An 18,541-nucleotide genomic window follows, 5' to 3' on the forward strand; every position below is an offset into this window, starting at 1 on the left:
TGTGTGAATATAATTGCATTTTATTTATTTGTCAAGCTGTTTAACATTGTTTTGATGTTTTCAATTTCTTGCTTTAAGCTTTCATTTTCGGTTTTAAGTGCTTCAAGTTGATTTTGTTGTTCTTGAATAGCTTTTACGGTATGTGGAATTAATCCTACATAATTAACAGCTTTAAATTTAATTTCTTCTTGTAATAATTTTGGTTCAACGCCTTCTTTTGGTTCAGTTGCTTCGTATTGAGCTGGTTGAACGGTGGTTTTTACTAACTCAGGAAAAAGTGTTTCCATTTCTTGAGCTATAAAACCAGTCTGTTTTCCTTTAGGTAATTTCATATATTTATAGTTTTGGTTTTTATATTCATATTGATGCACATTTAATGCCAGTAATTTATTGAGTGCATTATAGTTATTGTTGTCTCCCAGTGTTTTTAATTTATCATCTGAAGGTAAATAAGCACCAGTAGAATAAACATCTCCAGAGAAATAACCTGCATATTCTGTAGTTGGAGAACCAGCAGTTCTTGCATAAATACCATAGGCATTTGTTCCTGCTTCATTATAGGCATAAAAATAACCACCGTAACTACTGCCAGAAGTACCAGCGTATTTATAAGCACTACTACTAATACCATAACTATGACTAAGATTTGCTCCGGAATATGCATTAGAAGCTCCGGTTGCAATTCCATATACAGAAAATGAATTATTGGCAGTACTAGCCTTATATGCATTTGAATATAAACCATATAATGTACCACCAGTTGAATTAGCAGGTTTATCTATATCAATATATATACCATAATTAGTACTTGTTAAATTGGTATTATGATCAATATCTATGCTTCTAGTAAAATCATCATTTACAATATCTAAAGCATAGGTTGGTGTAGTATTTATACCAAGTCGATTATTTATTCGTAGTCTATCATTATCAAATTCGCCATAAATTAGAGCTTGTGTACTGTCTGCATCAGAATTTTCTATATATAGCTTATTAGAAGTTGTAGAAAATGTTCCAGCTTTAGAACCAATAAAAACACTATTAGAGCCAAGGTTATTAAAACCAGCACTATCACCAATAGCTATATTGTAATTTCCTATCTTATTTAAAAACAAGGCATAAGTACCTACAGCAGTATTATTATTAGAATTTTCGCTAAAATGTAATGCACCATTTCCAATAGCTGTATTATAATTTCCATTTTTAATATTTCTAAGAGTTGCACTACCAAAAGCACTATTGCCATTACCTTTTGTATTTCCATCTAAAGCAACATTGCCAACTGCAGTATTATTATTGCCTGTTGAGTTGTTACTTAAACTGAAAGATCCTAGTCCAACATTATTATCTCCGGTAGTATTACTAACTAAAACATTTTCTCCTATGGCAATATTTAAGTCTCCCAATGTATTACTATATAAAGTTTGTACACCGATAGCAATATTATCACTTCCTCCACTAGCTGAAGTCATTGCACCATAACCGAGTGCAATGTTATAGTATCCTGCTTCAATATTTTTTAAAGCACTGGCACCCATAGCAATATTATTACTTCCATTTATATTTTTTAAAAGTACATTATACCCCAAAGCAATATTGTGTATACCATTGTTGTTGGCATATAGTACATTGTTACCAAGAGCTATGTTTTGTTGTCCGTTGTTGTTGTTTACTAATGATTTATTTCCAATAGCTATATTATGTCTTCCGTTTACAGCATTAGTAGATATTGTTTTTGTACCAACACTATCACCAATAAAATAATTGCCAAGATTTTTGTCCCATTGTCCAGCCCATTGGTTGTCTATTTTAAAACGAATTGGCATATCATCTGTAGTGCCAATAAAATGTTTAGCTGTATCTGTACCAGCGTTTCCTTTGAGTAGCCAAACCATAGTATCTAATTTTTCATTATTGCCATCTACCCAAGAAAGTTGTCCATTGCCATCAGTTTCTAGTACTTGTCCGTTTGTGCCATCAGTTTCTGGAAAAGCGTAACCATCAATGGCTGGATTATGTATTTGAAATTCACTATTGGTTCGTAGAATATTATTATCAAATTCACCATAAATAAGTGCAGCATTGCTATCTACATCTGAATTTTCTATATAGAGTTTATTTGAAGTTGTAGAGTTGTAGCCTGCATATGCACCTAAAAAAACACTATTAGAACCAAGATTACTATATCCAGCATAAGTTCCTTGAGCTACATTATAATCACCAGCTATATTGTTATACAAACTTTTATATCCTGTAGCTACATTATATTTTCCTATAGTATTATTATATAAGTTTTGAAAACCAATTGCGGTATTATAATAACCAGTACTGTTGTTGTATAAGCTAGAAACTCCATAAGCTGTATTTCTATTACCTGTAGTATTACTAAATAAACTTCTATAACCGTATGCAACATTATATTCTCCTGTTTTATTATTGTATAAACTATTAAAACCAATAGCTATGTTATAATCACCAGTAGTATTAGAATCTAAACTAAATTGACCAATAGCTATATTATCATGTCCGTTAGTATTATGGTATAAACTGCTAAGACCTAAAGCTATATTGTTATGTCCACTTATATTGTTTTTAAGTGGATTATTACCGATGGCAATATTTAAGAACCCATCATAATTATCTGCCAATGCATTATAACCAAAACCAACATTTCCTATACCATAGAAAGAGCTTGTATTAGTTGTATGTCTTCCAGCATTTCCACCAATAAAATAATTGCTAGCATAACCTAATTGTCCTGCATATTGATTATTAATTTTAAAACGAATTGGCATATCATCTGTAGTACCTATAAAATTTATAGCTGTGTCTGTACCAGCATTTCCTGTAGTCAACCAAGCATTATCTTGTTGATTGGCAATTTTTATCCAAAGTGAGCCATTCCAATAGTAGAAACCAACGCCATCTGCACCTGTACCTGTTATACTTGCATTATTATTATATACTAATAAACTTATTGCTGGTAATGCTATTGTAGCAACATCTGTTGTAGATGTTAAACCAACTCTTGGAATGAGTAGTCCTTTGTTATTGAAATCAATATCTAAACCAGCAGATGCATTTGGTGTACTACCTGTACTATTAATACCTATGTTTTGTGCTTGTGTTAAAACACAGAATAAAATTAAAATAATAAAGTATATGTTTTTCATAGTTTAATATTTTATAAATTTAATTATTTGAAATAAAGTATTATCAACATCAATTCGTAGAATGTAATTGGCTTTGGCATAGTTACTTATATCTATTTGTTGTACTACATTTTCATCGTTGTTTAATGATTGTTGATGCATTACTTTACCTTCTGTATTATATATTATTAATTGTTTATTTCCTACAAGATGCTTAATATCTACTGTAATAAAGTTGGTAGCTGGAATTGGATATATATTAACAATTGGTATTTGATTGCTAGTACTACAATTTGTTTTTACAATAGAAGAATAAGTATAATTTCCGTTATTATCTACTTGTTTTAATCTATAGTATGTTATAGTTGATAATGGATTTTCATCTACAGTTTGATAATTTTGTATATTGTTAGCATTTCCATTTTGCGTTGGAATTGTAGCAATCGATTCAAAATCTTGTGCATTGGTAGAGCGTTCTATTTCAAAATGACTGTTGTTGATTTCCGAAGCTGTTTGCCAAGTAAGTTCAACACTATTCTCATTACATGTAGCATTAAATGCAGTAAGCTGAACTGGTAATGGTGATTCTTTTTCGACTAAAGTCCACCAAGAAAAAAAATCGCTACTTGAAACACTAGCAACTGTAACTTGGTTGGTTGTAGTATTAACAGTTCCTGAAGGTAAAAAATCGTACCAATCTTGAGTAACATCATTCCATCTTTGAGCACCAAGATTAGCTTCTGTGATAGTGTTTGAAGCTTGTGTATGTTCTACATCTCTATAAGAAAAAGTAAGATTGCTTAAGTTTGGTTTTGTAGTATAATTTATAGCATCAATCAACCAAAAACGATCGATAACATTTTCGGAATTGTCTATTCCGTTATAGTTGACATTAATTCCAGTTGGTTGAGTTGGTAAATATGTGGAATTTTGCCAATTGCCACTATTGGTAGAAAAATCAAAATATCCATTTGTACCACTAGCTCCACTAGTAGACAGTTGTAAAGGTAGATAGTCAGTAGTAGAGAATCCGAATGGAATAGTATAACTACCATTTGTTGTAGCAATATTCCAACGCACTTTATTGTATTCTCCTTCAGAAATAATGTATCCACTATTTCGAGTAATAGCATTTGAATTTGGATTATCTATAACTAAAAAAGCACTATCATTAATGTTTATATAAGCACCATTTAAAATAAATCTTGCTTGAGTAAATACATTAATACTAATAAAAGATGCTATAACTAGAAACAGTGTTTTTGTGTACATAAATTTAAATCATACTATAAATATGAATTAAATCTTTAATACTTGCGAAAAAAATGAGTGAAATGACCAAATTATGAGTGAACGGTCAGTTTTTGGGAAAATTATACTATTAAAAGAACTTATTTTCTATTTAGTAAAAATTATATACTACAAATACTTTTACATTATAATATATACTAAAAAAGATTTATTCTAGTTTTTAAAGTTATATTTAATAAAAAAAGGACTGCTTTCGCAATCCTTTCCGTAAAGTTCATTGTCTCTCGAGTTTGACACCTTTTCATAAAATATGACTGAGAACGCCTTATTTTATTGAGTTTTGTTTTTATTTTTTCAAATTTGTAGTGAGCCGATTTTTTTTTGGTTGCTTTTATAATTAGTTTATCCGCTCTATTTTTGCAGTATGTCATTTTTGCGGATAGAGAAAAAATCATCAGGCACGTATTTGCGTATCTTAGAAAGCTATCGAAATGATGAGGGCAAATCAAAGCACAAAATATTACACACACTTGGCAAAGTAGAAGATTATAAACCAGCCCAATTGCGAGCCATCGGTATCCAATTATTTGAGTTAGGTGGTGGCGAAGTAAAGGCATTGCTAACTGGCGATTTGTTAGAATTAGGCAGATACAATTATGGCTATCAATACCTCTACCAAAAAGTATTACAGCATTATGGTTTGCAAGATGTGTTTCGCAGAATAGCCTCAAAAAACAAACTACAATTTAATTTTTCGGATGCTGTTTTGTTGATGCTTTTAGAGCGATTACAAGATCCGTGTAGTAAACATCAAAATTATCTACATCAGTCGGAATATCTTAATTTGCCTACTGTTTCGCTACATCACTTGTATCGAACTTTAGATAAATTAGCCGACAATCAATCGCTCATTCAACAACAAATTTTCCAAACAGGCAGAGATTTATTTAATCAAAAATTGGATGTTGTATTTTATGATGTAACCACTTTGTATTTTGAAAGTGAAGTAGAACAACAAGGCAAACTTAGGCAAAAAGGATTTAGTAAAGATGGCAAAATAGGAAACACACAAATCTTGTTTTGTATGCTCATAGATACTGATAAAAATCCGATTGGTTATCAAATTTTTGAAGGCAATACCTACGAAGGACATACTTTTGAAAAAGCATTAATCGATTTAAAAAAACAATATCAAATAGAAAAAATAATTATGGTAGCAGATAGAGGTATGTTATCGAAACATAACATCGAAATTACCAAAAACAATGGCTACGAATTTATACTTGGCGAACGCATCAAAAGTTTACCTAAAACATTACAAACCGAGCTTACCGATTTAGCTTCTTTTACCAAACAATGGATATACCATGATACAACTGGCGAAGCCATTGTAATTACATATAAAACCGTAGAACACGATGGTAAAACAATCATCGTAACACACAGCCAAAAACGAGCAAAAAAAGACAAACAAGATAGAGAAGACAAAGAAGCTACAGCTAAAATACTATTAAAAAATACAGCTCTAATTACCAAAAAAGCAAGTAGGTTTTATATACAACAAAACCCAAAAGGCAGCTATGAACTGAATGAACAAAAACTAATAAACGATGCAAAGTACGATGGCATTTTGGCTATTAGCACCAACAACAAAACCCTTACAGCAACACAAGTATTAGAACAATACAAACAACTTTATAAAATAGAACACACCTTTAGAACCTTTAAAGCACACTTAGAAATAAGACCCATGTTTCATTGGACAGACAAACGAATTAAAGGACATATTTGTTTATGCTATATCGCTTATACACTATTAAACTACACACTACAAAGAACCAATAAAAGCGGACTAAAACTCACAGAGAATACGCTAAGAACTACGCTAAATAAAATGCAAGTAAGCTTGTTACAACACAATAAAGAGCAAATCTATGTACGTTCAAGACCAACAGAAAACGAAATTGCACTTCAAAGAGCAATAGGTTTAATGCCATTACAACCCATCATTCCAAAAGACAAACTAACACTATAAAATCCAATTTGTAGTGAGCCAATCCAATAACACTATTGTTGATAATCAATTAATTAACTCAATATCGTGTCAAACTTGAGAAAAAAGATTTATTCTAGTTTTTAAAGTTATATTTAATAAAAAAAGGACTGCTTTCGCAATCCTTTCCGTAAAGTTCATTGTCTAATCAACAATTACTCAGACACTCTCGTCCAAGTATCTTTTTTACCTAAAAATTTGGCACTACATAAAAATCCTTTTAAGTAAAGTGTACCATCTTCGTTAAGTGTTATCTTACCACAGTATGTTTTTCCATCTTTATATACTTTGCCATCTTCGTAATAACCTGTTTCTGGATTGTATTTAAAATTCCACAAAATTTTTAATCCTTTTACAGGAACATTTCTTTTTGCAGGATCTGGATTTACAATATCTGTTTTAGGTTTTCCATTAGCATCATTTGGTTCTTTTAACCAAACTACATGACCTTCCAACTCTCCTTTCGAGTTTTTAGTAACCTTAATTTTGTAATCTTTGTCGCCAACCAACCATGTTCCTAAAACATTAGGTTCAGCAGCTCTTACAGCTATGCTCATAGCAAAAACAGCAATAAATGCCAATATTCCTTTTTTCATTTTCTAAACTTTTTTTATTAAAAATAATATTTTACAATTACATACACAAATTATATGCCAAAGCTTTTCCTTTTTAATTTAAAAAAAGATTGCAACAAATCAGTACAGTGATTAATCATTTCTAAATTGTTTATCTGCACCAATGATTTTATAGCTTGATTTTTGCTATTGTCTTTTGTAGCATAAATTACTTTAGAAAGCTGTGCATGAATTATTGCACCACTACACATCATACATGGTTCTAGAGTAACATACATAGTACAATTAGTCAAATACTTACTTTGTAAATAGTTGCTGGCTGCTGTAATAGCTAAAATTTCTGCGTGTGCTGTAGCGTCTTGTAATAATTCTACTTGATTATATCCTTTTCCTATTATTTTTTGATTAGATACAACGACTGCTCCAATAGGAACTTCATTGTTTTCATAAGCTTGTTGAGCCAATTTAAACGCTTGTTGCATGCAATATTTATCGAAGTCTAGCATATTTTTAGTAAGTTAGTGGCATAATTATTGTTCATCACAACAAAAATAAGCATTATGAAATATTTGAAAAGCGTAGGATTATTATTTTTTATTTTAGCATTAAGCGTTTCTGGTTACTCACAAAAAATTGGCGATGTAATAGACACTTACAATGGTGTTGATGTATATTACAACGGTGTTGATTATTTAAAATCTCAAGGTAGACACTATGCAAAAGATGGCTATTATTATGGTCAGAAATGGCAATGTGTTGAATTTATTAAACGATATATGTATGATGCACATCAACATAAATTTCCAAATGGAATGGGTCATGCATACTCTTTTATCAGTTTATTATACAATCAAGGAGAATTGAATAAAGAAAGAGGCATGTATCAATATTATAATGATGATAATGTAAAACCAAAAGTAGATGATATTATGGTTTTTCCTTATTCTGAGTATGGTCATGTTTGTATTGTTACTAAAGTAACCGATAATAGTGTTGAAGTTATTCAACAAAATATTATTGAAGGAACAAGAGCCACCTATCCATTAACTTATAAAAATGGTAGATACTCTGTTGGCGATAATTTTAAACGACCAGCTGGTTGGTTACGCTTGCCAAAGTTTAACTGATATTAAAATACTGCTGAATAGTTTGTAACATTGCTTTATCTAGTAATGCATTAGATGCTATAATCGTTTTTCCAAAAAGATAGTTGTCTTTTCCATGAAAGTCTAGCACTTGTCCGTCTGCTTGTTGTACAATAAATGCACCAGCAGCAACATCCCAAGGTGCTAAACTGTATTCAAAAAAAGCATCAAATCTACCACAAGCAACATAAGCTAAGTCTACAGCTGCAGCACCTAATCGTCGCATGCCTCTAGTATTTTTCATAAAGTAATAGAGTGTATCCAAGTATGCTTTAGTATGTTGATAATCGTAATAAGGAAAACCTGTAGCAATTAAACTATCCTGTAGATTTTTAGTATTACTTACTTTTATTATTTGTTGATTACAGTAGGCGTTATCATCTGTTATAGCATAAAAACATTCATTTCTATTGACTTCTAACACAACACCCAATATCGTTTGATTACGATATTGCAATGCTACTGAAACAGCAAACACTGGAATAGCATGTATAAAATTAGTAGTTCCGTCTAAAGAATCAATAATCCATTTATACTCGCCTTGTTGCTCTGCAATGGTATTTTCTTCGGTAAGAAATGTAGAAGCAGGAATAATTTTTTGAAGTCCTTTAACTAAAATCTGTTCTGCTTGTTTATCAACAAAAGTAACCAAACTATTTAAACTCTTGGTTTCAACATCTGTAGCAGTAATATTACCAGTTTCCTGTCTAATAAACTGACCAGCATTTTGCACTACTGATAATACATCATATAATATATGTTTTAAATTTATCATTTTTTAGGTGTATAAAAAAGTACTACAAATTCTCCTTTAGGTTGATGTTCTTGAAAATGATTCCATACTTCGTCAATTGTTCCAGAGATATGTTCTTCAAACTTCTTAGTAATCTCTCGACTAATACTTACTTGCGTATTTTCGTATAAATACTGCGTAGCTTCTTCTAGTAATTTTATAATTCTATAAGGCGATTCGTACAATATAATTGTTCTACTCTCCTGTTGTAATTCTAGCCATTTTTTTTGTCTTCCTTTTTTATGAGGTAAAAATCCTTCAAATACAAAAGCATCACTAGGAAAACCAGATTGTACCAATGCAGGAACAAATGCTGTAGCACCAGGCAAACATTCTATTGCAATATTATTTTGTTTACAAGCACGAACCAACAAAAATCCAGGATCAGAAATACTTGGAGTTCCTGCATCACTAATTAATGCCATCGTTGTACCTTGCTGAAGTTGATGAATAATACTTTCTACTATTTTATGTTCATTGTCTTTATGATATGGTTTTAAGCTTGTAGTAATTAAATAGTGATTAAGTAACACCTTTGAGGTCCTTGTATCTTCTGCCAAAATTATATCTACAGATTTTAACACATTAATTGCTCTAAGCGTAATATCTTCGAGATTACCTATTGGCGTTGGTACAATATAAAGCATAGGATAAAGGTATAATTTTATTTTTTTCTAGTTGATAATATTTACTAGCAACACAAAAAAACATTATACAGTTAGTTATATTTAACAAAGTTAATGTTAATAAGTTTTTCATTTTTAATGTTGCACATATATAATAATATACTTATATTTAGTTATTAAATTAACTTCATTATGGAAAATAACATTTTTAGAACAGTAAGAAATGCAATTAAACACTGGTACTTATTCTTATTAATTGGATTAATATTTATAATAACAGGTGTTTATACTTTTACAAAACCTCTAGAAGCTTATATTACACTAAGCATAATCTTTAGTATCTCCTTTTTAGTATCTGGTATTTCAGAAATTGCCTTTGCTATTACCAACAAAAACGAAATTCACAATTGGGGTTGGTCACTAGTATTTGGTATACTTACATTTATTGTTGGTATTATGCTAATTATGAATCCAGCAATATCAATTACAACACTACCATTTTATGTTGGTTTTTTAGTAATGTTTAGAGCCATTAATGCTATTAGCTATGCTATCGACTTAAAATCTTATGGTGTTTTAGATTGGGGAAATTTACTAGTACTAGGAATATTAGGACTATTATTTGCCTTTATTTTACTTTGGAATCCATTATTTGCTGGATTATCAATAGTAGTTTGGACTGCCATAGCATTTATAACAATTGGAGTATATAATGTATATCTTTCCTTGAAAATGAAGAAGTTAAAGAACAACTAACAAAATTTACTTTAATAATACTAAATTATAATTACAGTGGTACTCAAAATTGAGTACCATTTTTATTATCTTAAGTTAACAAATTCAAATAAGATTCTTTCATTTATGATTTTTTTAAGCTTTGTACTTTACTAAACTCAACACAAAAGATTAAGTTTAGGTGAAATAAAAATGAAACTATAAGCTTATGAGAAAATATTTACTGTTAACTTTATTATTAACTACTCTTTTTAATAATATATTTGCACAATCTCCAGGTGGCATTTCAACTAATTTAGTATCATGGTATAAGGCAAATACAGGAGTTACAACTTCTGGAGCTACTGTAACACAATGGAATGACCAAATAGGTAGTTTTCATCTAGTTCGTAATGCAAGTAGTACGCCAACCTATATAACATCTGGTAGCCAACTATTAAATTATAATCCGTGTATAATGTTTGATAATACTGCAGCTATAAGTCAGTATTTGTATAATTTAAGTACATATTGGGCTGCTGCAACTAGCCCTTATACTATTATATCTGTAGCAAAAGATATGGAAACAACTAATTTAGGCAGAACTAGATCAAGTGTTAGTATGGGAACTGGTGTATGGACTGGTATAGTTCCAGATTTTTCTCTTGTAACAAATGGAACTAGTCCAACTGGTTGGAGTCCATATATTTGGAATTCAACACCAACTAATTATGCAGGAGATAGTGCCATTTTGTATAATGGAAATTTTGGGGGAAGCAATCAACAACCACAAATATTTGGTTTAAGTACCTCTAATGGAGGTAGCAATAATGTATATAGCTATGTTGATGGTTTTAATAAACAAACTAATTTAGATGCTAATAGTACCCAAGACCCATATTATAGACAAAAATTTTATGTTGGATGTGCTAATAATAATACTGAACTATGGAAAGGTGCAGTAAGTGAAGCAATTATATACAACAAAAAACTCACAGATGCCGAAATGCTAAAAGTAAATACTTATTTGGCACTTAAGTACGGTATTACTTTAGACCAAAGAAGAACAAATAACTATACCGCAAGTAGTGGAACAGTTATCTATAATGCCTCATCTTTTGGAGCTTACAATCATGATATAGCTGGTATTGGTAAGGACAATGGTTCTGGTTTATTACAATTAAAATCTACAAGTGTAAATGAAGATGCTAAAGTTACAATTGAGGCAAATACAGCCAATGTAACAGATTTAGAATTTCTTGTGTGGGCAAATAATGACTTAAATTACAGTCCAAGCGAAAGATTAGACATTCCTGCTAGTACTGGAATTACCAATCCAATACGACTAGGTAGAATTTGGCATGTACAAGAAACTGGAGATGTTGGCAATGTAACACTTGATTTCAATATCAAAGACATGGCATTTATAACAAGTGCTGGTTTTAAATTATTAGTTAGAAACGGTAGCGATGTAATGAGTGGTGCTACAATATCTAGCATTACGCCAACCATTATTGGTGATACTATTGTACGTTTTACTAATGTTCCTTTTGCTAACGATGATTATTTTACTTTATTAGGTTCTACTATTGTTGCACCAGGCGATGTTGCAAGCAATCTAAAATTATGGTACAAAGCCAATGATGGCATTTTATCTGGAGATGGTACAGCTGTAAGCCAATGGAATAATTCACTCAATGGTTCTACTTATCATGTTACTCAATCTACAGCTACAAACAGACCTTTGTTTTATAGTACATCAGCTAACCAGCAAATTAATTATAATCCTTCATTGCGTTTTGATGGTTCAAATGATTTTTTGGTAAATACATCAAGGTTCATGTCTTACAATGCAGAATATGCTTTTTTTATCGTAGCAATAGATAGTGCAGAAGATGAATACTATAGATCCTTTTTTAGTGCCCAATCAGTAGAAGATTATTTTTCGTTAAATAAAAATACAACCCTATCAAGTTTTAATTCAATTATTCCTTATGCCCTTTTAGGATATGCTAATTATTTTGGTTCTTTTGGAAAAGGGACAACTTATAGTCCTTATACAGGTGCTTATTGGAATGGCTCTAATTTTACAAGAGATGCCACAGTAAAAAAAGCTCAAGCTCAAGTTGTTGGTATGCGTTCTGTTAATAATATAGCAAGTGATAAATTGATTACCTATGTAGATGGCTATAAAGATGGTCCTAATTACGAACCTAATTGGACTTATATTAATAGAGATGCATCTTCTTCTAGCCGTTCCTATCATTTTGCTATGTTTAAAATAGGTGCTAATGGAGATGCCTCTGCAAATCACGAGTTTTGGCGTGGCAATTATGCAGAATTTATTGCTTATGATAGAAATATTACTGATGCAGAAGCTAATAAAATTCAATCTTATTTAGGAATTAAATATGGTATTACACTAGGACAAGGTAATGGTTATGTTGGTAGAAACGGAAATAATTTTAATTATGTAAATAGTAGCGGTACAACAATATGGAATGGAACAACTAATACAGCTTATGGCTATGATATTTTTGGTATTGGTAGAGATGACAATCAAGCACTCAATCAAAAACAATCAAAAAGTATAAATGGTGGTTTTCAACCTGCTATTAGTTTAAATAATGGTCTCGCTACTAATAATGTAAGTAATGCTAATACATTTTCAGCAGATGCAAGTTATTTAATTGCTGGTCATAATGGTTTAACTACTAATTACGATGTTTCATACACACCAATTACATTTAGCTCTGCTCCATGTATGTACATTATGAACAGAATTTGGAAAGTGCAAGAAACAGGTACGGTCGGAAATGTAACGGTTACTATTCCAATTATTACACCAGCGGCAGCAACTACAACATATATGGTAGTTAATAATAGTGCTTCCTTTGGTGCAGGTACTTCCGAAATTTTAATGACCGATGATGGAAATGGCAACCTTACGGCACAAGTAGATTTTACAAGCGGACAATATTTTACCTTTGTACAACCTGTAACAGCACCAGGTGGTGTTACAGCCAATTTAAAAGTATGGTACAAAACAAATGATGGTGTTCTGTCTGGAGATGGTTCTACTGTTACTACTTGGACAAATTCTGCTACGGGAAGTTCTTATAATGTAACTCAAGCTACTGCAGCTTATAAACCAAAATTTTATAATACAACATCAAGCAAATTAGTAAATAATTATCCTTCCATAGAATTTGATGGAACGGATGACCAACTAAATAATTCAACCAGATTATTTGCCACAACAGATCCTTTTGAAATGTTGGCAGTTGGTGTACAACAAAAAAATAATGGTACTCCAAGCGAAATATTAGGTATGGGAAATGATGGCAATTGCCCTGCTTTTGGTATGAATGCTTATACCACTTCTGGTTGGTATCCTTATGTATCAACAGGTATCCCAGTAGGATATACAGCATCTAATGCAATTTTATATAACGGATTTGCTGGTGGCAATAATCAACAAGCACAAATATATGGAATGTCAACTCCAAATGGTGGTACTGATAATGTCTTTTCAAATGTTGATGGGTACAGTGAATCTACTACTTTAGATGCAAATGGAAGTGCTTATATTGGTAATATGGTATGGGTTGGCAACACAGGTAGTGCAGAATTTTTCAAAGGTCTTGCGAATGAAATTATTATTTATAATAAAAAACTTACTGCTACAGAACAGTTAAAAGTCAATTCTTATCTCGCTATAAAATATGGTATTACATTAGATCAAAGAATGTCAAATGATTATATAGCAAGCGATGGTACCTCTATTTATGCTGCATCTACTTTTGGAAACTACAAATATGATATTGCTGGTATAGGTATGGACATTTGTTCCGGATTGCTACAACCAAAGTCTACCAGTGCTAATGAAGATGCGGTGGTTACTATGGAAGCAAATAAAGCAAACATTAGTAATTTGGAATTTTTAACTTGGGCAAATAATGATTTAGCTATAGCTCCTGATGAAAAAAATGACTATCCAAGTAGTGGATTACCTACCTATGATTGTCCAGGTAGAGTAAATCGTATTTGGCATATACAAAAGGTGGGCGATGTAGGCAATGTAACACTAAGTTTCAATGCTAAAAACATTCCAATTGTAAAAAGTACAGATGTTAGATTACTCGTAAGAAATGGAAGCGATGTAATGAGTGGAGCTACCATCTCATCAATTATTCCAACTATAATTGGTGATACCATTCGCTTTGCCAATGTACCTTTTTCTAATAACGATTATTTTACTATAGTCGGTGATGCTATTGAGGCACCTGGTGGTATTACTAATCATTTGGTAGCTTGGTATAAAGCAGATGATGCTACTTCAATTTCACTTTCTGGAAGTAGAGTTACACAATGGAACGATAAGGCAGGAAACAGAAATCTAACTACATTTACAAGTAGTGGTTCGCCTACTTATCCGAAGCGACAAACAGCTGCACCGTATTTATTAAACTATAATCCATCATTAGAATTTGATAATGATTTAGGTACTTATCAATTATTAAGTAATACCACAAGATATTTCTCAAATACAAAAGGATTTCATTTAATTACAATAGGTAAAGATTTGGAAACTGTTGATGTTTTAAGAGCAACGGCAGGAATGGGAGATAATGGAAACTATCCAGGTTTAGATTTAGAAGATGATGTTACCAATGGTTGGAATTTTGTAATGGATTTGTCATCGCCATGTTATTATTATGCTCAATGTGGTACTCAAACTGGCTATCCCTTATTATATAATGGATATACAGGTGGTACAAATCAACAAGCACAAATTTACTCCGTTGGTTCTACAAATACAGCAACAACAGTAGGAGCTGCAAATAATATATACACATACATAGATGGATATAAATGGTTAACAGATATGGATGCATATCAACAAACTTATATTGGAAATAATTTATATGTTGGTAGTAGTGGTGCAGATGCACTTTGGGATGGATTAATTGGTGAAATTTTAATTTATGATGGCTTATTGTCTGATGCAGAACTTTTAAAAGTAAATTCCTATTTAGCTATAAAATATGGTATTACACTTAATCAAGACCAAGCCAACGATTACATAGCTAGCGATGGTACTTCAATTTATGCTGCTTCTTCTTTTGGTGCTTACGACCATGATATTGCTGGTATTGGACAAGATATTTGTTCTGGCTTATTTCAACCAAAATCTACTTCTGTAAATGAAGATGCTGTGGTTACAATAAGTGCTAATCCTGCTAATATGCAAAACAAAGAATTTTTGGCTTGGGCAAATAACGACTTAGCATTAAACAGCATTAATGATATAGATATACCTATTGTTCCTTACGATTGTTCTGGTAGAGTAAACAGAATTTGGCATGTACAAAAAGCTGGAGATGTAGGTGTAGTAACTCTTGATTTTGACTTGAAAAAATTGCCATTCCAAGCTGAACTAAATAATTTTAAATTACTCATTAGAAATGGTAGCGATGTAATGAGTGGAGCCACAGTTTCATCTATTACACCAACTATAATTGGAGATTCTGTAGTGCGTTTCGAAAATGTACCTTTTGCTAATAACGATTATTTTACATTATTCGGAAATTCTATCACTCCAGGTGGTGTTAGCAATCATTTGGTTGCTTGGTATAAAGCAGATAATACAAGTGAAGTTGATTTATCAGGTACTACAGTTACCAAATGGAAAGATAATTATGGCAATAGAGATTTAACTAGAGATTATGCTTTAAGTACACCAACTTATCAAACAGCAGCACCTTATTTAATGAACTACAATAACAGTATTCAATTTAAGAATAATGGAGTTAGCTATTATCAAGATTTACATAATACAACAGAGTATTTTCCCAATACAAGTGGTTTTCATATGATTACTGTTGGTAAGGATTTGGAAACTGTTGATGTATTAAGAGCAACAGCAGGAATGGGTAGTAATGGTAATTATCCAGGTTTAGATTTGGAAGATGATGTTACCAATGGTTGGAATTTTGTAATGGCTAGTTCTTCTCCATGCTCTTATTATGCTCAATGTGGCACACAAACTGGCTATCCGTTATTATATAATGGATATACTGGTGGCACAAATCAACAGTCGCAAATATATTCAGTTGGTTCTACCAATACTGCTACTACTGTCGGAACTGCAAACAATATATATACATATATAGATGGTTATAAATGGTTAACTGATATGGATGCTTTTCAACAAACTCAAATTGGTAATCAACTCTATGTTGGTAGTAGTGGAGGCGATGCATTTTGGGACGGACTTGTAGGCGAAGTTTTAATTTATGATGGCTTATTGTCTGATGCAGAAGTGCTAAGAATAAATACTTATTTAGCAATTAAATATGGTATAACACTTAATCAAGATCAATATAATGATTATACTGCAAGTGATGGTACTATAATTTATGCAGCATCTACTTATGGTGCTTTCGAGCATGATATTGCTGGTATTGGATTAGATAGTTGTTCTGGTTTATTACAACCAAAATCTACCAGTGTAAATGCAGATGCTGTGGTAACTATTGAATCTCCTACAGGATTTGATAAAAACAGATCTTTCCTCGTTTGGGCAAATAATGATGAAGATATTGATAGCGATGGTATCATGGAAGATGGTGTTTACAGTGGAGATATTTGTACCAACTATATTTTAGATAAAGATTGGAAAGTACAACTAACTAACTTCAATAACAAACAAAAAGCAGTTACAGTTACTTTTGACAGATCTAAATTAACACTCACAGGTAATGACTTTGGTCTATTGATAGATACAACTGGAAATACAGATTATAATCATGCCTATATTATTCAACCAAGTTCTGTTACTGCTAGTACTATAACCTTTAACGGAATAACTCAGTTTACTAATGGTGCTGTATTTACATTGGCTACAGATATTACTGCATATACTGCTCAATTATCTACTTATGGTACTGATGTTACTGTAGAGAAATGTAGAAGTGGACAATGGATTTATCTTAAAAATCCATCTAATGTCAATAACTATTATGGTGCCATAAAAGACTCAAACTATGTTTTAGATATGTCTAAAATGACAATTAGAATAGATGCCAACTCAGCATATGCAGATTTAGGTGATGGCGATGGCATTCAAGCAGTGCGTTTAATGCGTAGAATGTTAGAAGTAGATTGTGCTAGTTGTTTTGATAGAATAATCTATCCTGCTCCACATTTTACTGTAAGAATGCTATACAATCCAGCAGAGTTACAAGCAGCCAAAGATGGTAGTGGTGGTTTTGGTGAAACAGAATATTTAGATGTTTTAACACCACTTGCAGGAACTCCAATTTTACAACATTGGTTTAAAGTTGATGGTTTAGTTAGTAATATTTTACCAGTTCCTGCAGAAGGTATTCATGCTGCAGGTCAAATTTGGACATTAGGCGATTTACCAACAGGAACGGTAAATAGTATCAATTATGTAGATTTCTTACCAATTGATAGTTTTTCTGTATTTGGATATGCTATTTCCAAAGCACAAATAGACAACTCACCTTTACCAATCGAACTATTGAGTTTTAATGGCATTAATGTAGGTACAGATAATTTATTATTCTGGACAACCACAGCAGAAATTAATAACTGGAAATTTATTATTGAACACAGTACAGATGGTGCTAATTTTACAGCTATTGGCGAAGTTTTAGGTGCAGGCAATAGTAGCGAAATGTTAGACTATCAGTTTACACATTATAATCCAATTGTTGGAAATAATTATTATAGATTAAAACAAGTTGATTATAATGGTGCTTATACATATAGTAATATTGTATTAATTAAAACAAATAGCAATACAAAACAAGAAGTTGCTGTATATCCAAATCCAGTAGCTAATGAATTAAATATAGTATTTTCTAATACTTTTAAAACTAATCCTACTGTAAATATATATAATACATTAGGTCAAACTATTTATACCAATACTATTGACATTAGCAATAACAAGATATTTAAGGTAGATGTTAGTCACTTAAGTAAAGCAACTTATTTACTAGTAATTGATGATTATTCAAACAATAAATTATATTACAAATTTATTAAAGAATAAAAATAAAATTCACTAATCAATGGTTATATGCAAATAACCATTGATTAGTGACTATCTATTGACATATTAAGCTGAGTTCGGTTTAAAAGTTATTATAAGATTGTGTTTAATATTGTCTTTATATAGAACCATAGAAATCGATTTAA

10 protein-coding genes are annotated in these 18,541 nt (G+C 31.4%); 4 read left to right on the forward strand and 6 right to left on the reverse strand.

Annotation, left to right across the window (positions count from 1 at the left end; all coding sequences use genetic code 11):
* Positions 1–20: 20 nt before the first annotated feature.
* Together H6553_09050 and H6553_09055 are read right to left on the reverse strand one after the other, a co-directional pair.
* Positions 21–3,173 (reverse strand): tail fiber domain-containing protein, encoded by a 3,153-nt coding sequence (locus H6553_09050; protein ID MCB9033971.1) that lies wholly within the window; start codon positions 3,171–3,173, stop codon positions 21–23.
* A gap of 3 nt (positions 3,174–3,176) precedes the next feature.
* Positions 3,177–4,424: a T9SS type A sorting domain-containing protein gene (locus H6553_09055; protein MCB9033972.1), complete on the reverse strand. Its 1,248-nt coding sequence runs from the start codon at positions 4,422–4,424 to the stop codon at positions 3,177–3,179.
* A 403-nt stretch (positions 4,425–4,827) separates the two neighbouring features.
* Here H6553_09055 and H6553_09060 point away from each other — a divergent pair, with 403 nt between their 5' ends.
* The gene (locus H6553_09060; protein MCB9033973.1) at positions 4,828–6,438 is read left to right on the forward strand and encodes an IS1634 family transposase; all 1,611 of its coding nucleotides are present in this window, start codon (positions 4,828–4,830) and stop codon (positions 6,436–6,438) included.
* Positions 6,439–6,611: 173 nt separating this feature from the next.
* On the opposite strand, the gene H6553_09065 is transcribed toward H6553_09060, so the two are convergent.
* Together H6553_09065 and H6553_09070 are read right to left on the reverse strand one after the other, a co-directional pair.
* Complete coding sequence (locus tag H6553_09065; GenBank protein MCB9033974.1) at positions 6,612–7,052, reverse strand: DUF2147 domain-containing protein; 441 nt, start codon at positions 7,050–7,052, stop codon at positions 6,612–6,614.
* A gap of 50 nt (positions 7,053–7,102) precedes the next feature.
* Positions 7,103–7,537, reverse strand: coding sequence for a nucleoside deaminase (locus H6553_09070; GenBank protein MCB9033975.1), 435 nt, complete (start codon positions 7,535–7,537; stop codon positions 7,103–7,105).
* 54 nt (positions 7,538–7,591) lie between these two features.
* On the opposite strand from H6553_09070, the gene H6553_09075 reads away from it, so the two are divergent.
* Positions 7,592–8,158 (forward strand): CHAP domain-containing protein, encoded by a 567-nt coding sequence (locus H6553_09075; protein MCB9033976.1) that lies wholly within the window; start codon positions 7,592–7,594, stop codon positions 8,156–8,158.
* On the opposite strand, the gene H6553_09080 is transcribed toward H6553_09075, so the two are convergent.
* Positions 8,151–8,951, reverse strand: a complete 801-nt coding sequence (locus H6553_09080) for an inositol monophosphatase (GenBank protein ID MCB9033977.1) — start codon at positions 8,949–8,951, stop codon at positions 8,151–8,153. The genes H6553_09075 and H6553_09080 overlap by 8 nt on opposite strands.
* Positions 8,948–9,616, reverse strand: a complete 669-nt coding sequence (gene rsmI / locus H6553_09085; GenBank protein ID MCB9033978.1) for a 16S rRNA (cytidine(1402)-2'-O)-methyltransferase — start codon at positions 9,614–9,616, stop codon at positions 8,948–8,950. Before rsmI ends, H6553_09080 begins: the two co-directional genes overlap by 4 nt.
* 171 nt (positions 9,617–9,787) lie before the next feature.
* Here rsmI and H6553_09090 point away from each other — a divergent pair, with 171 nt between their 5' ends.
* A complete protein-coding gene (locus H6553_09090) occupies positions 9,788–10,351 on the forward strand; it encodes a DUF308 domain-containing protein (protein MCB9033979.1) in 564 nt (187 codons plus the stop codon).
* A 187-nt stretch (positions 10,352–10,538) separates the two neighbouring features.
* Complete coding sequence (locus tag H6553_09095; protein MCB9033980.1) at positions 10,539–18,395, forward strand: T9SS type A sorting domain-containing protein; 7,857 nt, start codon at positions 10,539–10,541, stop codon at positions 18,393–18,395.
* Positions 18,396–18,541: the final 146 nt, after the last annotated feature.

The organism is Chitinophagales bacterium, assembly GCA_020636535.1.
Classification (GTDB): Bacteria; Bacteroidota; Bacteroidia; order Chitinophagales; family JADIYW01; genus JADJSS01.

Excerpts from the sequence above, each read along its gene's own strand:
- H6553_09065 (MCB9033974.1), bottom strand. The coding sequence starts at position 7,052 with ATGAAAAAAGGAATATTGGCATTTATTGCTGTTTTTGCTATGAGCATA.
- H6553_09060 (MCB9033973.1), top strand. The coding sequence starts at position 4,828 with ATGTCATTTTTGCGGATAGAGAAAAAATCATCAGGCACGTATTTGCGT.
- H6553_09075 (MCB9033976.1), top strand. The coding sequence starts at position 7,592 with ATGAAATATTTGAAAAGCGTAGGATTATTATTTTTTATTTTAGCATTA.
- rsmI (MCB9033978.1), bottom strand. The coding sequence starts at position 9,616 with ATGCTTTATATTGTACCAACGCCAATAGGTAATCTCGAAGATATTACG.
- H6553_09080 (MCB9033977.1), bottom strand. The coding sequence starts at position 8,951 with ATGATAAATTTAAAACATATATTATATGATGTATTATCAGTAGTGCAA.
- H6553_09095 (MCB9033980.1), top strand. The coding sequence starts at position 10,539 with ATGAGAAAATATTTACTGTTAACTTTATTATTAACTACTCTTTTTAAT.
- H6553_09055 (MCB9033972.1), bottom strand. The coding sequence starts at position 4,424 with ATGTACACAAAAACACTGTTTCTAGTTATAGCATCTTTTATTAGTATT.
- H6553_09050 (MCB9033971.1), bottom strand. The coding sequence starts at position 3,173 with ATGAAAAACATATACTTTATTATTTTAATTTTATTCTGTGTTTTAACA.
- H6553_09090 (MCB9033979.1), top strand. The coding sequence starts at position 9,788 with ATGGAAAATAACATTTTTAGAACAGTAAGAAATGCAATTAAACACTGG.
- H6553_09070 (MCB9033975.1), bottom strand. The coding sequence starts at position 7,537 with ATGCTAGACTTCGATAAATATTGCATGCAACAAGCGTTTAAATTGGCT.